Raw genomic sequence first — 19,173 nt, 5'->3', positions numbered from 1 at the left:
CCGGGGGGGCGGGGGGCCGGGGGGGCCCCCGGCCCCGGCGGGCCCCCCCCCCCGCCGGGGGGCGCGCGTCCGCGCGCCCCCGGGCGTCCGGGCTACCAGCTGGTGGGAACCGGGCGCCCCTCGTTGTACCCGGCGGCGCTCTGCACGCCCACCACGGCCCGCTCGCGGAACTCCGCCAGCGACGTGGCCCCCGCGTACGTCATCGAGCTGCGCACGCCCGCGATGATCTGGTCGATCAGGTCCTCCACGCTGGGCCGCTCCGGGTCCAGGTACATGCGGCCCGTGGAGATCCCCTCCTCGAACAGGGCCTTGCGCGCCCGCTCGAACGGGGAGTCGTCGGCGGTGCGCAGGCGGACCGCGCGGGCCGACGCCATGCCGAAGCTCTCCTTGTACTGCCTGCCCTCGGCGTCGCGCATCACGTCGCCCGGGGACTCGTAGGTCCCGGCGAACCAGGAGCCCACCATCACGTTGGACGCGCCCGCGGCCAGGGCGAGGGCCACGTCGCGCGGGTGGCGCACGCCGCCGTCCGCCCACACGTGCTTGCCCAGGTCGGCCGCGGCCTCGGCGCACTCCAGGACGGCGGAGAACTGGGGCCGGCCGACGGCCGTCATCATGCGGGTGGTGCACATCGCGCCCGGGCCCACGCCGACCTTGACGATGTCGGCGCCCGCCTCGATGAGGTCGCGGGTGCCCCGGGCGGTGACGATGTTGCCGGCCACGATCGGCACCTTCGGCGCGAGGGCGCGGACCGTGGCGATGGCGGAGAGCATCTTCTCCTGGTGGCCGTGCGCGGTGTCGATGACCAGGGTGTCGGCGCCGGCCGCCAGCAGGTCGGCGGCCTTGCCCGCCACGTCCCCGTTGATGCCGACGGCGGCGGCCACGCGCAGGCGGCCCCCCGCGTCCACGGCGGGCGTGTACAGGGTGGAGCGCAGCGCGCCCGTGCGCGTGAGCACGCCGACCAGGGCGCCCTCCCCGTCCACGACCGGCGCGAGCCGGTGGCGGAAGTCGTGCAGCCTCCCGAAGGCCTCCTGCGGCTCGGTGTCCGCGGGGATGGTCAGCAGATCCGTGGACATCACGTCGCGCAGCTGCGCGAAGCGGTCCACGCCCGCGCAGTCGGCCTCGGTGACCACGCCGACGGGGCGGCGGGCCCCGTCGATCACGATCACGGCGTTGTGCGCCCGCTTGGGCAGCAGGTTGAGGGCCTCGCCGACGGTGCTGGTCGGGTTGAGGGTGATGGCGGTGTCGTGCACCAGGTGCCGCTGCTTGGTCCAGGAGACGACGTCGGACACCACCTCGATGGGGATGTCCTGCGGGATGACCGCGATGCCGCCGCGCCGGGCGACGGTCTCGGCCATGCGGCGCCCGGCGACCGCCGTCATGTTCGCCACGACCAGGGGGATGGTGGTGCCGGTGCCGTCCGGGGACGACAGGTCCACGCTGAGCCGGGAGCCCACCGCGCTCCGGTTCGGGACCATGAACACGTCGCTGTAGGTCAGGTCCTGCTGCGGGACCTGGTCGTTGAGAAAACGCAATGCCTCTACCTCGGTCGAGACCGAAGGGGGTGGACCATCCGCTGCTCCCGCACACGGCCGCCTGTTGATCCCCCTCTTACCAGTCAAGTATGCCGTCACCGATTAGGCCGGACGACCCTCGATCTGGCATGATGACTCGATTCCCGCCGATACAGCCCTCTCCCCTGCCCTGGTCAGCGCTTCGTTGAACGGTGGAGCGGCCGGGGCTCCGGGGGGAGTGTGCCCTCCTGGAGAGCCCGCATGCCGCGTTTCACGTTCGCGCAAGTCAAGGAAGAGACCTACAAGGCGAAGGACGCCTGGTGGACGGTCTTCCTGGTCGATCCCCTCGCAGGGCGTCTCGTGGTCTGGACCGCGAACCGCACCGGCATCACCCCCAACCAGCTGACGCTGGGTGCCGGCGTCCTCGGCCTGCTCTCCGCCCTCTGCTTCGTCGCCCCGGCCTTCGTCGAGGGGACCGGTTGGGGCTGGCTGGTGCTGGGCGGGCTGCTGTTCCACCTCAGCTTCGTGCTGGACTGCATGGACGGCAAGATCGCCCGCCTCAAGGGCAACGGCTCGGTCTTCGGCAGCTGGGTCGACTTCGTGTTCGACCGCATCCGGTTCTTCGGCTGCGTCATGGCGCTCCTGGTCACCCAGTGGGCGGTCACCGGGAACGCCGCCTACCTGATCGTTGCGCCGGTCGTGGTCTTCTTCGACCTGCTGCGCTACCTCAACGGCTCCCAGGTCGCCAAGACCCGCCGGGCCATGCACCAGACCATTGCGGAGCTCTCGGGCGAGACGCGGCCGGGACAGCCCGCGGCGGGCCTGGGCGACGGGGACCCGGAGGACGACGAGATGGCGGACGCCCCCGCGCGCCCGGACGCCCCGGCCCCGACCGGCTTCTACCCGCGTGTGCGCGACTTCCTGCTCCGGAACAGGGTGCGGCCCCACCTGTTCAGCGGCATCGAGTTCGAGATGTTCCTGTGCGTGGTGGCCCCGATGACCGTCGTGGTCGCCCTGTTCACGCCGCTGAACAGCCTGATCCTTCCGACCGCGGTGTTCTCCGTCCTGGCGCTCGCCCTCTTCGAGGTCGTCCTGGTCCTGAGGCTGTGGAAGGACACGCGCAGGTTCGAGGCCCGCCGCCGCCAGCTGCTCGCCTCCGGCGCCGTCGCGGCGGCCCCCGCGGAGACGGCCTCCGGCGGGAGCTGAACCCGGCCGGTTCCGAGGACGAAGAAGGGGCGGTGCGCGAAAGCGCACCGCCCCTTCCCCGTATCCGATTCCCTGTGTCCCCGTGTTCCCCTCGCGCCCCATGGCGACCGACGGACGGCCCGGCCTCCGCGATCCCGCTCCGCGGCGGCCCGGACGCCGTCCTGTCGGGCCGGCGGGGCCCGCCTCAGACCCCGGCGGTCTCCTTCTTCTTCGGGTCGCCCGGGCCGCCGTCCTTGCGCGCGCGCTCGCGGTTCTCCGGGCGGAGCGTGGAGTCCTTGCGCAGGAACCACGTCAGCTGGGGTTCGACCGCCCACTGCATGCACTTGCGCACCCACGGGGTGCACAGCAGCAGTGTCAGGGCCGCCGCACCCGCGGCGGTGATCGCCGTGCCCGTCGGCCCGCCCACCACGTCGTACCAGGGCGAGGCCTTGAGCAGGAGCAGGACCACCGAGTGGCCGAGGTAGATGTAGAGGGTGTACGCGCCCAGGGAGGTGAACCAGGTGCGCTGCTTGGGCGTGAGCGCCAGCACCGCGACGGTCATCAGCAGGGCCAGGCCCATGAAGGCGAGCCGGATCCCGAAGCTGGGCAGGAGCGGGTCGATGTCCCGGTCGGTGAGGCTGTCCTTCCAGAAGAGCCAGTCGCGGCTCAGCCGGTCGGAGATGGGCACGGCCAGCACGGCCGTCATACCGAGCACGAACACGGACAGGATCCGCACCCACAGCCGGTCCAGGAGGGCGAAGTGCTCGCGCCGCAGGCTCAGCCCCAGCACGAAGAAGGGGAGGAAGCTGACGACGCGGCCCATGGAGAGCGTCTCGCCCAGGCTCGCGGTGGCGCCGAACATCGAGACGACCACGGCGATGAGCACGGGCCAGCGCAGCTGCTTCCAGACCGGCACGCTCAGGCGCCAGAGGAAGAGCGCGACCAGGAACCACAGGGTCCAGGTCGGCTTGAGCACCGAGGCCGCGTCGGGAAGGCCGCCGCGCTCGAAGAAGTAGATGGTCTGGTGGATCGTCCAGAAGATGAGGTACGGGACGGCCACCGTCAGGACCAGCTTCTCCACGCGGTTCGACGAGGCGTCGAAGGACCGCGACAGGTACCCGCTGATCATGATGAACGCGGGCATGTGGAAGAAGTAGATCCAGTAGTACAGGGCGCCCGTGGGCCCGTGGTCCCTCAGGGGCTCGATCGCGTGGCCGACGACGACCAGCGCGATGAGGATGAACTTGGCGTTGTCCAGCCGGGCGTCGCGCCCCGGTGCCTGGACGGTCTCGGGGGCGGGACCCCCGGTGGTCGCGCCCTGCCCGGGTTCCGGAGGGCGGGAGGCCGGACTGGTCATGGATGAGGCCACGAGTGGACTCCGTAGATCACTGTTTTCTCGGGCGGGTTCGTGGTCCGACGGACCCCGTGGAAGGGGTCTGGGCCGACCTCGGGGGCCGGGGCTCGGATGAGAGGGTGCCGCTTGGCGCGCGAGGGGAGGCACCGGAAGGTCGGATGAATCAGCATGTGCTGCGTTACCTTACTGTGATGTTGCAAGGTACGCCAGCGGTTCTCCCAAATCTGTGGAAAGTTCCCCGGGTCCTTCCGTACGCACGGTGAGGACGGGACGAGCGGGACACACGTAATGTGACCGGCTCGGGCGGGGATGGCTTTCCGTGTGCAGACCCTAACCCATCTGCGGGACCGTGGCGGACGCTGGGTGAACGTGTCGGTGTGTGGCCGTGACGACCGCGCCGCTAGGCTGAGCCGTCAGGCAGTGCCCGTCCAGTCGAGATACGGAAGAAGGCGGTGGAAACCGTGCCGCACGCGGTGGACCCCGACCGTGCAGCCCAGCACGGGAGCGTGGTCATGCGACTCCTCGACGAGCTCTTCCCGCTCGTGGAGGGGTTCTACGTCGATCTGCACAAGAACCCGGAACTCTCCCACGCCGAGCAGCGGACCGCCAGCGGCGTCGCCGAGTGGCTCACCCGGACCGGGTACGAGGTCCACAAGGGGATCGGCGGCACCGGTGTCGTGGGCATTCTCCGCAACGGCCCCGGACCCACGGTGATGCTCCGCGCCGACATGGACGCGCTCCCCCTGGAGGAGAAGACCGGCCTCCCGTACGCGAGCACGACCCGCGCCCCCGACGAGGACGGCGTCGAGGTCCCCGTCATGCACGCCTGCGGACACGACGCCCACACCGCCTGCCTCGTGGGAGCGGCCGACCTCCTCTCCGAGACCCGCGACGAGTGGGCCGGCACCGTCATGATCGTCGCCCAGCCCGCCGAGGAGACCCTCGACGGCGCCCAGGCGATGCTCGCCGACGGCCTCTACGACCGCTTCGGCCGCCCCGACGTCATCCTCGGCCAGCACCTCGGCCCGCAGCCCGCCGGACTCATCTCCCACCGCGCCGGGATCATCCTGGGCGCCTCGCGCGCCTACCGGGTGCGCGTGCACGGCGAGGGCGGCCACGCCTCCCAGCCGCACACCACCGTCGACCCGGTGGTCATCGCCGCGAACATCGTCACCCGCCTCCAGGGTGTGGTCTCCCGGGAGATCAGCCCGAGCGAGATGGCGGTCCTGACCGTCGGCAGGATCCAGGCCGGGACGAAGGCCAACATCATCCCCGACGAGGCCTACCTGGAGATCAACACCCGGGCCCTCAACGACAACGTCGCGGACCAGCTGGAGTCCGCCATCGAGCGGATCGTGCGCGCCGAGGCCGCGGCGTCCGGGGCCGCCCGCGAGCCCGACATCGAGATGTTCGTCTCCTGCGGCGTCACCCGCAACGACGCCACCTGCTCGGCGGAGGTGGCCGCGGCCCACCACGCCTACTTCGGCGAGGACTACGTGATCCACCTGCCGGACCCCTCGCCCGGCACGGAGGACTTCAACTACTTCGGCCTCCCCGGCGACCCCCAGCCCATCCCGTACGTGTTCTGGTTCGTCGGCGCCACGCCCCACGACGTGTGGGAGGCGGCGCCCGGCGACACCCCGTACGAGAAGATGGGCAACGTCCCCAGCAACCACTCGCCGTTCTTCGCGCCCGCGCGCGAACCCACCCTGCGCGCGGGGCTCGCGGCGATCACCGTCGCCGCCCTGTCCTACCTGGGCGCCGACGGGACGCGGGGCGGGGCCTCCTCGGCCCCGGCCGGCGCGGCCTTCCCGGGGCCGGCCCCCGACGCGGTCCACGAGCCGCGCGCGGTCGCCGGCGACCCGGTCGACCCGTTCGGCGGCGCCCCTGCCCGGAGCGAGACCGCCCCGCAGCCGGCGGCCCCGCTCTCCGACCCCCTGTCCGACCCGTTCGGCCCGCCGCAGGGCCTGCCCGCCCCCGGGGGCCGCCCGGCCCAGGCGGGGCCGCCCGAGCCCAACGACGCCTACGACAGCGCGTTCCTGGCCTCCTCCTGGCCCGACCCCGCGCAGGACCCGGCCAAGTCCACCTACGACGCCGACATGGACGCCGTGATGGGGGCGCAGGACGACGAGCTGCGCGACGAGTGGCGCAGCGACAAGGCCGAGGAGTCCACCCTGTCGACGGACATGGCCTCGATCCTCGACGACGACGGCGTCCCGCAGGGCCCGCCCCAGGGACCTCCCGCGGGACCGTCCTACGGCGGTCCGCCGCCCCGGGGCAGCGCCCACCACGCTCCGCCGCCCCACGGGCCCGACGACGACCTGCCCGACGCCGAGTACCGTCTCTGACGGCGGATGGGGCACGGCCCCTGGCGGTGGGCCGACCGCCGCCTGCGCGGGTCCCTGCGCCACCCCCGGGAGATCCCCGTCCTCGTGGCCTGCGTCGCGGTGACCGTGTTCGCCGTGGTGGGCGCGGTCAGCCGCGCCTACTCCGGCGACCCGAACGAACCGCTGCTCCTGCTCAGCCTGCCCGCGCTCGTGTACTTCGTGCGCGGGCAGCTGTACGCCAGGCAGAGGGTCAACGGGGTCCGCATCACCGAGGACCAGTTCCCCGAGGCGTACCGGATGGTCGTCGAGGCCGCCGCCGCGTTCCGCATGCCGCAGGCGCCCGAGGCGTACGTCGTGCTCGGCAACGGCGTGATCAACGCCTACGCCTCCGGGCACGGGTTCCGCCGCTACGTGGCGATCAACAGCGACCTGTTCGAGGTGGGCGGACGCCTCGCCGACCCCGACGCCCTGCGGTTCGTGATCGGGCACGAGGTGGGGCACATCGCGGCGGGCCACACGTCGTTCTGGCGGCACTTCGGCGTCTCGGTGGCGAACGTGATCCCCGGCGTGGGCAGCTCCCTGGGACGCGCCCAGGAGTACACGGCGGACAACCACGCCTACGCGTTCTGCCCCGAGGGCATGCAGGGGCTGAGGGCCCTCGCGGTGGGCAAGTACCTGTACCCGTCGGTGGACTTCGACGACATCGCCGCGCGGGCGCGGACCGACACGGGGTTCTTCGTGCTCCTGGTCAACCTCCTGTCCAGCCACCCGGTGAACACGTTCCGGTTCGCGGCGCTGGCCGACCGCAGCCGCCCGGGGCGCGTCTTCTAGGCGCCGTGCCGTCCCCCGGCCCCGAGGGGCGTCCGGCCCTGCCCGGAGGGGAGGCGGTCCGGCCGCGTGCGGCGGCGCGGGCGCCCGTCCGCCCCCGGGGAGGGGCCGCCGCGCGTCAGCCCCGGCCGGCCCGGGACAGCCTCGCCGCCGCCTGCGGCGGCAGCGGCTCGTGGCGCAGGTACTCCCGGGTGAACACCCCCGTGCCGTGCGAGACCGACCTCAGCTCCACCGCGTACCGGGTGATCTCCAGCTCCGGGACCTCCGCCCGCACCACCGCCCTGCCGCCCGACGCCGTCCCGGTGCCGACCACCCTGCCCCGCCGGGCCGACAGGTCGCTCAGGACCGGGCCCAGGTAGGAGTCGTCCACCTCCACCGCCACATCGGACACGGGCTCCAGCACCGCCAGCCCGCCGGCCGCGGCGGCGTCCCTGAGCGCCAGGCGCCCCGCCTTCTGGAAGGCCGCGTCCGAGGAGTCCACCGGGTGCGCCTTGCCGTCGTACAGCGTCACCCGGATGTCCACCAGCGGATACCCGGATTCCACGCCGTCCGCCATCTGGGCGCGGACGCCCTTCTCCACCGACGGCACGAACTGCCGGGGCACCACGCCGCCGACGGTCTCGTCCACGAACTCCAGGCCCGAACCCGGGGCCAGCGGCTCCACCCGGATCCGGCAGACGCCGAACTCGCCGTGCCCGCCGCTCTGCTTCACGTTGCGGCCCAGCCCCTGGGCCGGGACCGCGAAGGTCTCCCGCAGCGGGACCCTCACCCCACCGGTCTCCACCCGCACCCCGTGCCGGTGCTCCAACCGGTCGAGGGCGGCGTCGAGGTGCGCCTCGCCCAGGCTCCACAGCACCATCTGGCGGGTCTCCGGGTTCACCTCGACCCGCAGCGACGGGTCCTCCGCCACCAGCCGCGCCACCGCCTGCGAGAGCTTGTCCTCGTCGGCGGAGGACGCGGCGGCCAGCGACACCGGCAGCAGCGGCTGCGGGAACCGCCACGGCGACACCCGCAGCGGGCGGCCGGGGTCGGAGAGCGTGTCTCCGGTGCGTGCGTCCGGAAGCCTCGCCACCAGGCACAGGTCCCCGGCGACGGCCCGTCCGACGGGTCGGCTCCCCCGCCCCAGCGGGACCGCCAGGGCGCCCGCGCGCTCGTCGTTGCCGACCCGGTCCAGCTCGACCGTGCCCGTGAGCCCGCAGGGGACCCCGTGGCCGTGCAGGTGGACGGCGGAGTCCGGGGTCAGCGTCCCCGAGAACACCCGTACCAGGCTCACCCTGCCCACGTACGGGTCGGCCGCCGTGCTGAGGACCTCCGCGACGAGCGGGCCGCCGGGGTCGCAGGACAGCCCGGGCACCGGCCTGCCCTCCGGGGTCGCGACCGACGGGAACGGGCGCCGCGTGGGGTCCGGGCACGACAGCGGCAGCTCGTGCAGCAGCTCCCGCACGCCCACGCCCGTGGTGGTGCTGACGGCGATGACAGGGTGGAGGCCGCCCGCGGCGACGGCCTTCTGGAGGTCCGCGACGAGCAGGTCCGGGTCGAGTTCGCCGCCCTCCACGTAGCGGTCCATGAGGACCTCGTCCCCGCTCCCGGTGATCACCTCCTCGACCAGGGCCTCCCGGAGAGGTCCCGCGGCCTCCCGGACCCGGTCCGGGACCGGGCGCGGGGCGGGGGACGGCGCCGTCCCGCCACCGGTCCCGCTTCCCGCAGGGGAGCCCTGGCAGTCGTGGTAGCGCTCGGAGACGAGCCCCCAGAGGCCGACCACGCGGCGGTCGTCCCCGCTCCCCTCGTAGGCCGGGAGGTAGGCGGGGCGGACGCCGGGGCCGAAGGACTCCCGGCACCGGGCGACCACGTCGTCGTAGTCCGCGCGGGGGTGGTCGATCCTGGTGACGGCCACGGCCCGGGGCATGCCGATCGCGGCGCACTCCTCCCAGAGCACGCGCGTGCGGCCGTCCACGCCGTCCAGGGCGGAGACGACGAACAGGGCGGCGTCCGCGCCGCGCAGCCCCGCGCGCATCGCCCCGATGAAGTCCGCGTACCCGGGGGTGTCCAGCAGGTTCACCTTGACCCCGTCGACCGTCACCGGGTTGAGCGTCAGGTGGACCGACCTCTTCTGCCGGACCTCGACGCCGTCGTGGTCGCTCGCCGTCGTCCCCTCCTCCACGCTGCCGGGGCGGCCGATCTCCCCCGCGGCGACGAGCAGCGCCTCGACCAGGCTCGTCTTCCCGGCGCCGGGCGGACCGACCAGCGCGATGTTGCGGATGTCCTGGGGCCTGTCGGCCTCCGGCGCGTGTACGGCTCGGTCTGCCATCCCTGCTGCCCAGCCCTTCGGGATCCGTGGGGCGGTGGTCACGGCGGGCCGGACGTCACCGTCCGCAAGGTGACCTGTGACACTTCTACCGTCACTCTTCCCGGGCTCAACGGCAAGGGGGCGGCGGCTTCGGAATCCGGCATGTGCACTATGACGTGTTTCGGACCCCTACTATTGCCCCGTGCCATGGTCGGAGACTCTTCCTCACTTCAGTTTCGCCGGGACCGTCCTCACGGTCCTGCTGCTCCTCTTCGCGGCGGTCGGCGAGCCCCTCCTCGGCAGGAAGGCCTTCACGTGGCTTTCCGGCAGGCGGGGCGGTGACGTACGCGCGCTGACACAGGTGCACGCCGTCACCATGGCGGTCCACGTCCTGTGGGGCCTGGTCGTCCTCCTCGTCCTGCTGCTCTCGCCGGACCTGCTCCCCTCGGACCTCGGGCTGAGGCTGCCCGACGCCTGGGGACCGGTCGTCGGCGGCGCGGTCGGGGGCCTGGTCGCCCTCGCCGCGATGTGGGTCCTGGTCAACGGGCTGCCCGTGAACCTGTCGGGGACGGCCGGACGCTCCTCGCGCAAGGGCGGGGGCCGACGGGCCGCGGGCGGCCGGCGGGGGCGCGGGAACGGACGCGCGGACCTGCCCGGAGCCCGGGAAGGGGCCTCTCCGGGAGACCCGGAGGGGCCTGAGGACGCGGAGCGGACCGGGCCCGGCGCGGACACCGGGAACCCGGCCGCGGGCCGACGGGCCACCGGGCACCGGGGGCGCAGGGCCGCCGCGGCCCCGATGACCCTCCCCGAGCCGGAGCGCGGGCGCGGGCTCCTCGTGCCGCGTACCACCGCGGAGCGGGCGATGGCGGGCGGAGTCGCCGTCACCGGGGGCGTGTTCGGGGAACTGCTGTACCGGGGCCTGTTCATCGCCCTCGTCGCGGGCCTGGGGGCGCCGCTGTGGATGGCGGCCGTGCTGTCGGTCGCCCTCTTCTCCGTCGCGCACCTCTACCAGGGCTGGTGGGGCCTGGTCAGCGCCGGCACGTCGGGAACCCTCTTCACGGTCCTGTACCTGGGCACGGGCAGCATCTGGGTGCCGGTCGTCGTGCACGTGGCGCTCGACCTGCGCTCGCTGGTCTTCCCGCCCCCCGCCGTCCGGGAGGAGGGCGAGCGCCTCCACGAGGACTACGGAGACGACTACGAGGACGACTACGGCGACGACTACGAGGACGGGTACGGGGACGCCGGCTACGAGGACGGGTACGACGAGTACGGGGACGGGCCCGCCTCCGGCGACACCGGGGCGGTGCCCCCGGTCGGCGACGAGCTCCCGGCCCCGTCGGAGCACCACCACCGGACCGCGCCCGGCGGGCACGGAGGCACCCCGCCGCACGGCGCCCGCGCCTTCGGGGCGCCCCCCGCGCAGGGCCACCGGGCGGACGGCTCCGCGCAGGGCTGGCCGGGCCCCGGCGTCCCGCCGCCCCCCGGAGCGGCGAAAGGCGCCGGTGGGACCGCACTGAACGGTGGGCCGTACGGTGACGCGTCGGGCGGGTGGGAGGGTCCGGCTGTCGGCGGGACCCCCGCGCACGGCGCCCCGTCCTGGGACGGTCCGGTCCGGGGCGGGCCGCGGCACGGCGGCGACCCGGCCGGACAGGGGTGGAGCGGGCCGTACGGCGGCGGGCCAGCGCACGGAACCCCCGCATGGGGCGGGCCCGCGCCGATCGGTGACGCCGCGCACGGCGCCCCGTCCTGGGGCGAGGCGTCCGGACACGGCGGACACGGTCCGTCCGCCGCGGACCCCTACCGCCGGGACCCCGGCCCCCACGGCGGGCCGGGCGGTGCGCCCGGCCGCGCCCCGGAGGCCCCGGAGCACGGCGGACGACACCTGTACCCCGACGAGTGGATCGAGCACAGGTACGGCGACGGGGGCCACAACCAGGGGCCGGACGCCGGCCCCCGGACGTGATCGGGCACGATGGAGGGGTGTCCGATGCCATTGACGCCCCCGTCGACCGTCCCCGCGAGAGCCGGTTCCGGCTGACCACGGCGGACGGGGTCGGGATCGACGCCGTGCTCCTGCACGGCACCGGGTCCCGCACCGCGGCGGTGGTCCTCGCCAACGGGTTCACCGGTACCCACCGGAGCCCGTACACGCGCGCCATCGCGGAGGCGTTCCTCCCCGTCGGCGACGTGATGACCTTCGACTTCCGCGGCCACCACGGCTCCGGCGGGCGCAGCACCGTCGGCAACGAGGAGATCCACGACCTGGAGGCGGTCGTCGCCCGCCTGCGGGAGCTCGGCTACACGTCCGTCGCGGCCGTCGGGTTCTCCATGGGCGCCGCCGTCGTGGTACGCCATGCCGCCATCTACGGCGGGATCGCCGCCGCGGTCTCGGTCAGCGGCCCCAGCCGCTGGTACTACCGGGGCACGCGCAGGATGCGCCTGCTCCACCTCGGGATCGGGCGCGCCGCGGGCCGCTTCTTCCTGCGCAGCTTCCGCAAGGTGAGGGTCATCGACCGGGACTGGGACCCCAAGCCCGCCGAACCCCGCCAGCTCGCCGGGGAGGTCTCCCCGACACCGCTCCTGGTCGTGCACGGCGAGGCCGACAGCTACTTCCCCGTCTCCCACGCCACCGCCATCCACGACGCGGCCCGCGAGCCCCGCGAGCTGTGGCTCGTCCCGGGGATGGGGCACGCCGAGCGCGCCGTCACCCCCGAACTGGCCGTACGCCTCAGGGACTGGATCGGCGAGCGGATCGCCCCCGGGGACTGACCCCGCGGCCCCGGCGCGGGCCGCGCCGACCGGTCGGCGGCGGCATCGACAGGCGTCTGCCCGTGCACTACAAAGGACGGATGATCCGATCTGTTTCGTCCTCCTCCGGGAACGGGTCGACACCCGCCGAGTTCACCACCGCCGACCTGCCCGGCCTCCGGGGCAGGGGTTTCGCGCTGCTCATCGCGGCCACGGCCTTCGCCCTCTGCGGGTTCGCGGCGGTCCTTCCCCTGGTGCCCCTGTGGGCCACGCGCGGGGGAGCGGGCGAGTTCGGGGCCGGGAGCACCACCGGCGCCTTCATGCTGACGACGGTGCTCACGCAGCTCGCCATGCCCTGGTTGCTGGAACGGGGCGGCTACCGCTGGGCGTTCCCCGTGGGGGCCCTGGTCATGGGCCTGCCGACCCCGCTGTTCGCGCTGACCGCGGACCTGGGCCCGCTCATCGCCGTCTCGGCGGTGCGCGGCATCGGCTTCGGCATGGTCAGCGTCGCGGGCACCGCGCTCGCCGCGCGGCTGGTCCCGCACAGCCAGGTCGGGCGGGCCACCGGCTACTACGGGCTCGCGGTCGGCCTGCCGCAGGTGCTCATCCTGCCGGGCGGTGTGGCCCTCGCCCTCAACGCCGGCTTCGCCGCCGCGTTCTGGATCACCGGCCTGTGCTCGGTGGTGGGGGCCCTGCTGGCCTGGGGCGTCTGGTTCGCCGACGGCGGCCGGAACCGGGCGGCGCTGCGGAGCCCCGCGCGGGCCGCCGCGGCCACGGCGGACGCGCCCTCGGGGCTGCCGCTTCTGCTGGCGCTCGCCGCCCCGCTGGTCCTGATGCTGCTGACCGCCTCCGCGGCCAGTGCGGTCATCACCTTCCTGGCGATCCCGTTCGAGCAGGCCGCGTGGCTGGTCGGCGGGGCCCTGGCCGCCTACGCCCTGGCGGTCGTCGCGGGCCGGTGGACCGCCGGGATGCTGCACGACCTTCACCGGCGCACCCTCCTGCTGCTGCCGGGCACCGCGGGCGCGGCCCTCGGCATGGCCCTGGTCACCGCGGCGCTGTGGTCGCACGGCGTCGGAGGGGGAGGGCTGGGCGCCGGGACGGTCCTGCTGGTGCTCCTGGGAGCCATGGTGTTCGGTCTCGGTTTCGGTGCCGTCCAGAACGAGACCGTCACCCTCATGCTGAACCGCGCCGGCCCCTCGGGCTACGGCCGGGCCAGCGCGGTGTGGAACATCGGCTACGACGCGGGCTCGGGAGCGGGGGCGATGCTCCTGGGGCTGCTGATCCAGCTGTTCGGCTACGTCCCCGCGTTCGCGCTGACGGCGGTGGCGCTCCTGGCGGCCGTCCCGTTCGCGTTCACGCGCCGCGGTCCGCGACCCGCCGCCCAACGGGACTCGCCGGGTCCGAGGGGCTCGGCGCCGTAGCCGACGGCGGGTGGGCGCTGTCGCCGCCGGAACCGCTGAGTTCCGGGTTCGGGCCGTGCCCCGCCGGTCGGCCGGGAGGCCGGCCCGCCACTAGTACGACGAGATGTGCACGTGGTCGTAGTGGTTCTGGGTGTTGTCGCCCCGGTCGCTCATCCAGGTCCACGAACCGGCCTGCCAGATCTGCTGCTCCCAGATGATGTACTTGACGCCCAGCCTGTCGGCGTTGTCGATCGCGTACTGGGAGATCTGGGTGCCGAGCGCCTGGTTCTCCGCCGAGGGGATCGCGCCCCCGGAGCTCATCATGAAGTCGCAGGCCTGGCCCACGCCGTGGTCGTCCGCGCTGGAGCGCAGGCAGCCCACCGGGTAGGGGGCTCCGAACCGCATGACGATCTCGTCGCGGATGGCGGCCATGCGCGGGGTCGCCCCGCTCCAGCCCCAGCCCATCGCACTGTCGGGGATGCTGCCGGTGCCCGGGGTCTCGGGAACCTGCTCCTCCTCGTACTCGGCGATGCGCTCCTCGACGTCCTCGCGCTGCGCCTCCAGGTCCTCGATGAGCTCCTCGGCGTCCGCCATCTCCGTCCGCAGGCCCTCGGCGACCTCCGCCGCCTCGTCGCGGGTGTCGATCAGCTCGGAGATCTGCTCCGACTGGCTCTGCCCCAGGTAGGACAGGGTCGCGGCGTCGCTGAACATCTCCTCCGGGTCGCTGGAGAACATGGCGTGGAGCGCGGGGTCGAGGCCGGTCTCGTTCTTGTACTGGGCGGAGGCGATGGTCGACACACCCGCCCGCGACGCGTCCAGGCGGGACTCGACCTCCTCCAGGTCCTCCTCGGCCTGCTCGACGCGCCCCTTGATCTCGGTGAACTGGATCAGTTCCCCGTCGTAGCTCTCCTCCAGCTCCTCGGCCCGCTGGGTCAGCTCGTCGATGTCCACCTCGTCGTCGCCGGGCTCGGCCTGCGCGGTGCCGGGCAGGCCGATGAGGAGCGCCGTCGTGACGGCGGCGAGGGACATGGCGGCACGGGTGCCGCGCGGGTTGCGGGGAGGAGTGGTCGTCATGTGTGCTCCGAGGGCGGTCCGGGTGCGTCCGGTGGGCCTGCGGCGCGGTGCGGGGGCGCCGCGGGGTGCCGGATGCTCAGCAGACCTTACGAGATCGTGGCGTGACGTGCCTAGTGCGTTGACTCACGTGACTGCGGGGGGTAGGGGGATGTGTCCGAAGATACCCGGAGCGGGGGACCGGACCGGCACCCCCTGCCGGTCCGGACCGCAGAGCAGGGCGGCGGCCTCAGCCCGCTCCGCCGAAGGCGCTGGGGAGCCGGAGGCCGACGGGCGCCGGGGGAGCGTCCGGGGAGGCGGGCATGAACCAGTCGGAGCGGCGGATGTCACGCATCGCGCGCTTGCGGGTGTCGGGGTCGAGGCGCTCGACGTAGACCATGCCGTCGAGGTGGTCGGTCTCGTGCTGGAGGCAGCGGGCCATCAGCCCGGTGCCCTCCACGGTGACCGGCTCGTTGCGCAGGTCCACCCCGGTGACGACGGCGCGCTCGGCCCGCCTGGTCGGGTACCAGAGCCGGGGGACGGACAGGCAGCCCTCCTCGCCGTCCTGGACCTCCTCCGAGAGCTCCGCGATCTCGGGGTTGATCACGTAGCCGATCCGGTCCTCCACGTTGTAGCTGAAGACGCGGAGCCCCACCCCGATCTGGGTGGCGGCCAGGCCGGCCCGGCCGGGGGCCTCGACCGTTTCGAGGAGGTCCCGGACCAGTGCCTCGGTGTGCTGGTCGAACCGGGTGACGGGGGTGGTCGGAGTGACGAGGACGGGGTCGCCGAAGCGGACGATGGGGCGCATGGTCATGAATCCCAGATTAGTCGGGCGAGCCGGAAACGGGCCCACCGTCCCCCGGGACCGGTGCGAGCGGGGGAGCGGAGCGCTCAGGCGGCCAGGCCGGGGCGCAGGGAGTCGTCCAGGACCATCTCGATGTAGTCCAGGGCGGCCCGCCGGCGGGCGAGCGCGCTCTCGTACAGCGAGGGCGCGCCGGCGTTGCGGCGCACGCGCAGGCACTCGTTGACGATGTGCTGCCACTTCTCCGGGAAGGCGTGCAGGGCGTAGGCGCCCGCGCCCGACTTGGAGGTGATCTCCCCGGTCTTCAGGGTGAAGTGCAGGCGGCTGACGCTCAGCACGCTCCAGGAGGGCGCCAGGGAACCGAGGACGGCCAGGCCGCGCGGGGTGACCAGGCGGCCGGCCTTCTCGCGCCAGCGGCGCCACTGCTCGTCCAGGGACCCCAGGGACCAGGCGCGCATGCTCTCGGGCTCGTCCCACACGTCCAGTTCGACCGGGTGGGGGCCCCGCATGGTCACGCCGTGCTCGGCGAGGATGTGCCAGGTCACGGGGTTGACGTCGGCGCTCGCGCGCGAACGGAACCGGCCGCCGATGACGGAGGGGACCGCTCCGCAGGCGGCGGGGTCGCGGGTCAGGTCGTCCCAGGTGACGTGGATGCCGTTGAACTGGGGGCGGGGGACGGCCGCGCGCGTGCGCGCGTGCGCGCCGCGCAGCAGCTCCAGCTCGTCGCCGTCCGGCGTGCTCCTCGTGACGATGACGAAGTCGACGTCGCTCGCGTGCGGGCGGAAGTCGCCGAGGGCGACCGAACCGGTCAGGTAGAGGCCTTCGACCAGGCCGGGGGCCTCCTGGTCCGCGTGGGCGAGGAAGGTCTGGGCCAGCGTCTGCACCCGAGGGTGGACGGCCATGCTCACTCCAGTCTGCACGGTGCGGTGTGGGTCGCGGGCCCGCTGCCGGTGGTGGATCCGGCGGGCGGTTGCCCGTGAACGGTCCCGGGGCGCGTGGGCCTGCCGGGATATGGTCCGCTCGGTTCCAAGTGTGGGCGGGCCCGTGGCCCATGGCAAGTGATCGCGCCGGACCGGCATCCTGTCCCCCCACGTCAGGTGGTGTGCGGCTATGACGCGGTAGGGGAGTGCGCACCCTTGACACGCGAGGGTCGCATGTGGCAGGAGTCGTCGTTTTCGCGATTTCCGGGGCCCCGGAACGCGGAACCGCGGAAACGACGGCGAAAACGGCCCCGCGTCAGGCTGCGCCCCTCGGGGCACATTCCTCGGCACGTGCATCCGCACCGGGCGAATGCATAGGAAATTTTTTGCCGGGTATATCTCTACAGAACTTCGGGGTGAAATCGGTTTTCCCCCGGAGTGGCTATGGGGGTGTGGTGTCGGACATGTCCGACAGGTCGGAGGGTTCCGGCCCTGTCATGGCTGTCCGGCCGTCGGTCCTGGTGGGGGATGTCCTACCCGCGGTTCCGCCCGCCGACCCCTCTGTCGGGTGGTCGCACTGAGGCGCACGCCACTCCCCGGAAAAGTGGACACATCACAGTTTTTCCGAGATTGTTATGGTTCACCAAGACTTGTTCAGGCGATAACCATCATAGCCATTGTCTGCTGTTCTCCTCCATGTAACACGAGAGCACTCCCCTGAAACGGTGCCCCTTTACTCTCGGCGGACAACGGTAGATCTCACCGCGATTCAAGGAGCCTTTCATGGTCCCGACGATGGTCCTCGTGGCCGACGACTCACGTGACGCCCACCGGCGTGAGGCCCTGTGCGGCCTGGCCGAGGCGGTGGCCGGACGGGGAGAGGCTCCGGTCGTCCCCGCCTTCGGCAGCCCGGCCGAGGTCACCGCCGCCATCCGCGCCGTCAGGGGCCCCAAGGTGGTGGTCCCCGCGTTCGTCGCTGGAGGTGACGTCGCCAGCGCCCACCTGCTCTCCAGGCTCGACCTCGGCCGTCTGGGGAACGCCTGGCACACACCGCCCCTCGGCGCCGTCCCGTCCATCGTCGCCGACCTCGCGGGCCGCCTCGTCGACTCGGGCCACAGGCCCGGCGACGGCGTGGTGCTGGCCGCCGACGGCACGACCGGGACGGAGGAGCGCCAGGTCGTCATGGACGTGGCCCGCATGCTCAGCCGCCGCCTCGGCTCCCCGGTCCAGGTCGGCTACCTTCGCACCTGGGCGCCCTCGGTGTTCGACGCCGTCGACCGGCTGCGCCGGGACGGCCGCGACAACGTCGCCGTCGCGGCGTGGAGGCTCGTCGACGGGCCCGACTTCGAGCTGCTGCGCGGGCTCGACGTCACGGCCCTCACCACCCCGCTGTGGCCCTCGGAGCTGGTCGTGGACACGCTCCTGGCCCAGCACCGGGCGGCCAAGGGGCGGCTGGCCTGACCCGGGCCGGGGTCTCCGGAAGCCGGGAAGCGTACCCACGGGGGGTGACATGGCGACACCGTTCGGTAACGAAGGGGGCTCGGGGTGCGGCTGTTCCGTTACCGGGGCCACCGGGACGGGTAGGGGTCGGAAGGGCGGGAACTCCCCGCACCCACAACGCGGTACCCGTACCCGACCGCACCGGAGCGGCGCGGAACGGCCCGGACCCGGCCCCTCAGGAGCCGCGCACTCCCCGCCCGCGAGGCGGACTCCCGCGACCGGCCCGGTCCCGACCGGCGCCCGCGCGGTGCGGAGCGGACGGCCGCCGAGCCGCGACGGGGCTCGACCCCGACAGGCATCGTCGTGAGCGAACCTAAGGTGGATCTATGAACCACGGCACAGCGCAGTTCGTCGACAGCCGACAGCGCCGCCGTCTGGAACGGCGCTTCGGCAGCCACGTGGGCGAGTGGCTGGCCGAGCTCCCCGGGATCGTCGAGAAGCTCGCCGCCGAGTGGCGGCTGACGGTCGAGGGCCCCGCACCGCGCGGCCGTACGTCCGTGGTGATCCACGTGCGCGGCGCCGACGGGTCCGCGGGGGTGCTCAAGCTGTCACCGGACAGCGGTCTCGCCGTCTCCGAGGCCCGGCTGCTGCGCATGTGGGGGGACTCCGGCCGCGTGCCGCTCGTGTGGGGTCTCGACGCCGAACGGGGGGCCGTCCTGATGGAGCGGGTCGACGGCATCACGGTCGCCGACAGCGGGACGGTGCCGCGGATGGAGACCGTGGGCGCGCTCATCGCCCAGCTCCACGCCACGGCCGTGCCCCGCGCGGAGCTCGACGAGCTCCGCCCGCTGACGTCGCGGGTGCAGTTCGTCTTCGACCTCTGGAACCGCGAGCGCGCCGACGGCCCCGCCGCCGAGGTGGTGCCCGTCTCCGCCATGCACCAGGGCTTCTGCCGGGCGCGGGACCTGGCCAACGGGAACGTCCACGTGGTGCCGGTGCACGGAGACCTGCACCCGGGCAACGTCATCGACGGGGGTGGGCGGGGCCTCGTCGCCCTCGACCCGCGCGCCTGCCTCGGCGACGGCGCGGTCGACGCCGTCGACTGGGCGCTGTGGAGGACCACCGGAGTGGCGGAGGTGGAGCGCCGTGTGGGCGTGCTCTCCGAGGCCATGGGCGTGGACGCCGACCGGCTGTTCGAGTGGGTGCGCGCCTTCGCCCCCTGCCGGGCGGTGGCCGAGGCCAACCGGGGACATGTCGGCACCGAGGAGTTCGACGCGCTCATGGAGCTGGCCGAGGGGGCCGCCGTCACCCGCTGACCCCG

General features: G+C 73.6%; 14 protein-coding genes. 8 read left to right on the top strand and 6 right to left on the bottom strand.

Features of this window, described 5'->3' with window-relative positions; translation table 11 throughout:
- Nucleotides 1–92 precede the first annotated feature (92 nt).
- On the bottom strand, nt 93–1,532 hold the full coding sequence (locus tag ABZ234_RS21755) for a GuaB1 family IMP dehydrogenase-related protein (RefSeq protein ID WP_355013256.1): 1,440 nt from the start codon (nt 1,530–1,532) through the stop codon (nt 93–95).
- A 240-nt stretch (nt 1,533–1,772) separates the two neighbouring features.
- Here ABZ234_RS21755 and ABZ234_RS21750 point away from each other — a divergent pair, with 240 nt between their 5' ends.
- Nucleotides 1,773–2,717 carry a CDP-alcohol phosphatidyltransferase family protein gene (locus tag ABZ234_RS21750; RefSeq protein WP_355013255.1) on the top strand — a complete coding sequence of 315 codons (945 nt, stop codon included), beginning with the start codon at nt 1,773–1,775 and terminating at the stop codon, nt 2,715–2,717.
- A 184-nt stretch (nt 2,718–2,901) separates the two neighbouring features.
- Here the strand turns inward: ABZ234_RS21750 and ABZ234_RS21745 are convergent, their stop codons facing one another.
- Complete coding sequence (locus ABZ234_RS21745; protein ID WP_267950501.1) at nt 2,902–4,053, bottom strand: acyltransferase family protein; 1,152 nt, start codon at nt 4,051–4,053, stop codon at nt 2,902–2,904.
- A 449-nt stretch (nt 4,054–4,502) separates the two neighbouring features.
- Between ABZ234_RS21745 and ABZ234_RS21740 the strand changes: the two genes are divergently transcribed.
- Together ABZ234_RS21740 and ABZ234_RS21735 are read left to right on the top strand one after the other, a co-directional pair.
- Nucleotides 4,503–6,398: an amidohydrolase gene (locus ABZ234_RS21740; RefSeq protein WP_355013254.1), complete on the top strand. Its 1,896-nt coding sequence runs from the start codon at nt 4,503–4,505 to the stop codon at nt 6,396–6,398.
- Between the two features lie 6 nt (nt 6,399–6,404).
- A complete protein-coding gene (locus ABZ234_RS21735; protein WP_267946392.1) occupies nt 6,405–7,208 on the top strand; it encodes a M48 family metallopeptidase in 804 nt (267 codons plus the stop codon).
- A 115-nt stretch (nt 7,209–7,323) separates the two neighbouring features.
- On the opposite strand, the gene ABZ234_RS21730 is transcribed toward ABZ234_RS21735, so the two are convergent.
- Nucleotides 7,324–9,513 (bottom strand): elongation factor G-like protein EF-G2, encoded by a 2,190-nt coding sequence (locus ABZ234_RS21730; RefSeq protein WP_355013253.1) that lies wholly within the window; start codon nt 9,511–9,513, stop codon nt 7,324–7,326.
- Between the two features lie 181 nt (nt 9,514–9,694).
- Here ABZ234_RS21730 and ABZ234_RS21725 point away from each other — a divergent pair, with 181 nt between their 5' ends.
- The 3 genes from ABZ234_RS21725 to ABZ234_RS21715 all read left to right on the top strand — a co-directional run bounded on the left by ABZ234_RS21725 (nt 9,695) and on the right by ABZ234_RS21715 (nt 13,661).
- The gene (locus ABZ234_RS21725; protein ID WP_355013252.1) at nt 9,695–11,455 is read left to right on the top strand and encodes a CPBP family glutamic-type intramembrane protease; all 1,761 of its coding nucleotides are present in this window, start codon (nt 9,695–9,697) and stop codon (nt 11,453–11,455) included.
- Nucleotides 11,456–11,472: 17 nt separating this feature from the next.
- A complete protein-coding gene (locus ABZ234_RS21720) occupies nt 11,473–12,261 on the top strand; it encodes an alpha/beta fold hydrolase (RefSeq protein WP_267946389.1) in 789 nt (262 codons plus the stop codon).
- Nucleotides 12,262–12,341: 80 nt separating this feature from the next.
- Nucleotides 12,342–13,661 (top strand): MFS transporter, encoded by a 1,320-nt coding sequence (locus tag ABZ234_RS21715; protein ID WP_355013251.1) that lies wholly within the window; start codon nt 12,342–12,344, stop codon nt 13,659–13,661.
- 90 nt (nt 13,662–13,751) lie between these two features.
- Here ABZ234_RS21715 and ABZ234_RS21710 read toward each other — a convergent pair whose 3' ends face one another.
- The 3 genes from ABZ234_RS21710 to ABZ234_RS21700 all read right to left on the bottom strand — a co-directional run bounded on the left by ABZ234_RS21710 (nt 13,752) and on the right by ABZ234_RS21700 (nt 16,394).
- Nucleotides 13,752–14,714, bottom strand: a complete 963-nt coding sequence (locus tag ABZ234_RS21710; RefSeq protein WP_267946387.1) for a hypothetical protein — start codon at nt 14,712–14,714, stop codon at nt 13,752–13,754.
- A 226-nt stretch (nt 14,715–14,940) separates the two neighbouring features.
- Nucleotides 14,941–15,504 carry a peptide deformylase gene (def, locus tag ABZ234_RS21705; protein WP_267946386.1) on the bottom strand — a complete coding sequence of 188 codons (564 nt, stop codon included), beginning with the start codon at nt 15,502–15,504 and terminating at the stop codon, nt 14,941–14,943.
- Between the two features lie 77 nt (nt 15,505–15,581).
- Nucleotides 15,582–16,394 (bottom strand): nucleotidyltransferase domain-containing protein, encoded by an 813-nt coding sequence (locus ABZ234_RS21700; protein WP_267946385.1) that lies wholly within the window; start codon nt 16,392–16,394, stop codon nt 15,582–15,584.
- Between the two features lie 801 nt (nt 16,395–17,195).
- Here ABZ234_RS21700 and ABZ234_RS21695 point away from each other — a divergent pair.
- Together ABZ234_RS21695 and ABZ234_RS21690 are read left to right on the top strand one after the other, a co-directional pair.
- The gene (locus ABZ234_RS21695; RefSeq protein WP_355013250.1) at nt 17,196–17,873 is read left to right on the top strand and encodes a CbiX/SirB N-terminal domain-containing protein; all 678 of its coding nucleotides are present in this window, start codon (nt 17,196–17,198) and stop codon (nt 17,871–17,873) included.
- Between the two features lie 365 nt (nt 17,874–18,238).
- Complete coding sequence (locus tag ABZ234_RS21690; RefSeq protein ID WP_267946383.1) at nt 18,239–19,168, top strand: aminoglycoside phosphotransferase family protein; 930 nt, start codon at nt 18,239–18,241, stop codon at nt 19,166–19,168.
- Nucleotides 19,169–19,173: the final 5 nt, after the last annotated feature.

This window comes from Nocardiopsis sp. NPDC006198 (genome assembly GCF_040613895.1).
GTDB lineage: Bacteria > Actinomycetota > Actinomycetes > Streptosporangiales > Streptosporangiaceae > Nocardiopsis > Nocardiopsis tropica.
This window is presented reverse-complemented; position numbering and strand designations above follow the sequence as displayed.

Coding starts and splice junctions, on each gene's coding strand:
- ABZ234_RS21750 (WP_355013255.1), top strand. CDS start 1,773: ATGCCGCGTTTCACGTTCGCGCAAGTCAAGGAAGAGACCTACAAGGCG.
- ABZ234_RS21745 (WP_267950501.1), bottom strand. CDS start 4,053: ATGACCAGTCCGGCCTCCCGCCCTCCGGAACCCGGGCAGGGCGCGACC.
- ABZ234_RS21735 (WP_267946392.1), top strand. CDS start 6,405: ATGGGGCACGGCCCCTGGCGGTGGGCCGACCGCCGCCTGCGCGGGTCC.
- ABZ234_RS21730 (WP_355013253.1), bottom strand. CDS start 9,513: ATGGCAGACCGAGCCGTACACGCGCCGGAGGCCGACAGGCCCCAGGAC.
- ABZ234_RS21715 (WP_355013251.1), top strand. CDS start 12,342: ATGATCCGATCTGTTTCGTCCTCCTCCGGGAACGGGTCGACACCCGCC.
- ABZ234_RS21710 (WP_267946387.1), bottom strand. CDS start 14,714: ATGACGACCACTCCTCCCCGCAACCCGCGCGGCACCCGTGCCGCCATG.
- def (WP_267946386.1), bottom strand. CDS start 15,504: ATGACCATGCGCCCCATCGTCCGCTTCGGCGACCCCGTCCTCGTCACT.
- ABZ234_RS21700 (WP_267946385.1), bottom strand. CDS start 16,394: ATGGCCGTCCACCCTCGGGTGCAGACGCTGGCCCAGACCTTCCTCGCC.
- ABZ234_RS21695 (WP_355013250.1), top strand. CDS start 17,196: ATGGTCCCGACGATGGTCCTCGTGGCCGACGACTCACGTGACGCCCAC.
- ABZ234_RS21690 (WP_267946383.1), top strand. CDS start 18,239: ATGAACCACGGCACAGCGCAGTTCGTCGACAGCCGACAGCGCCGCCGT.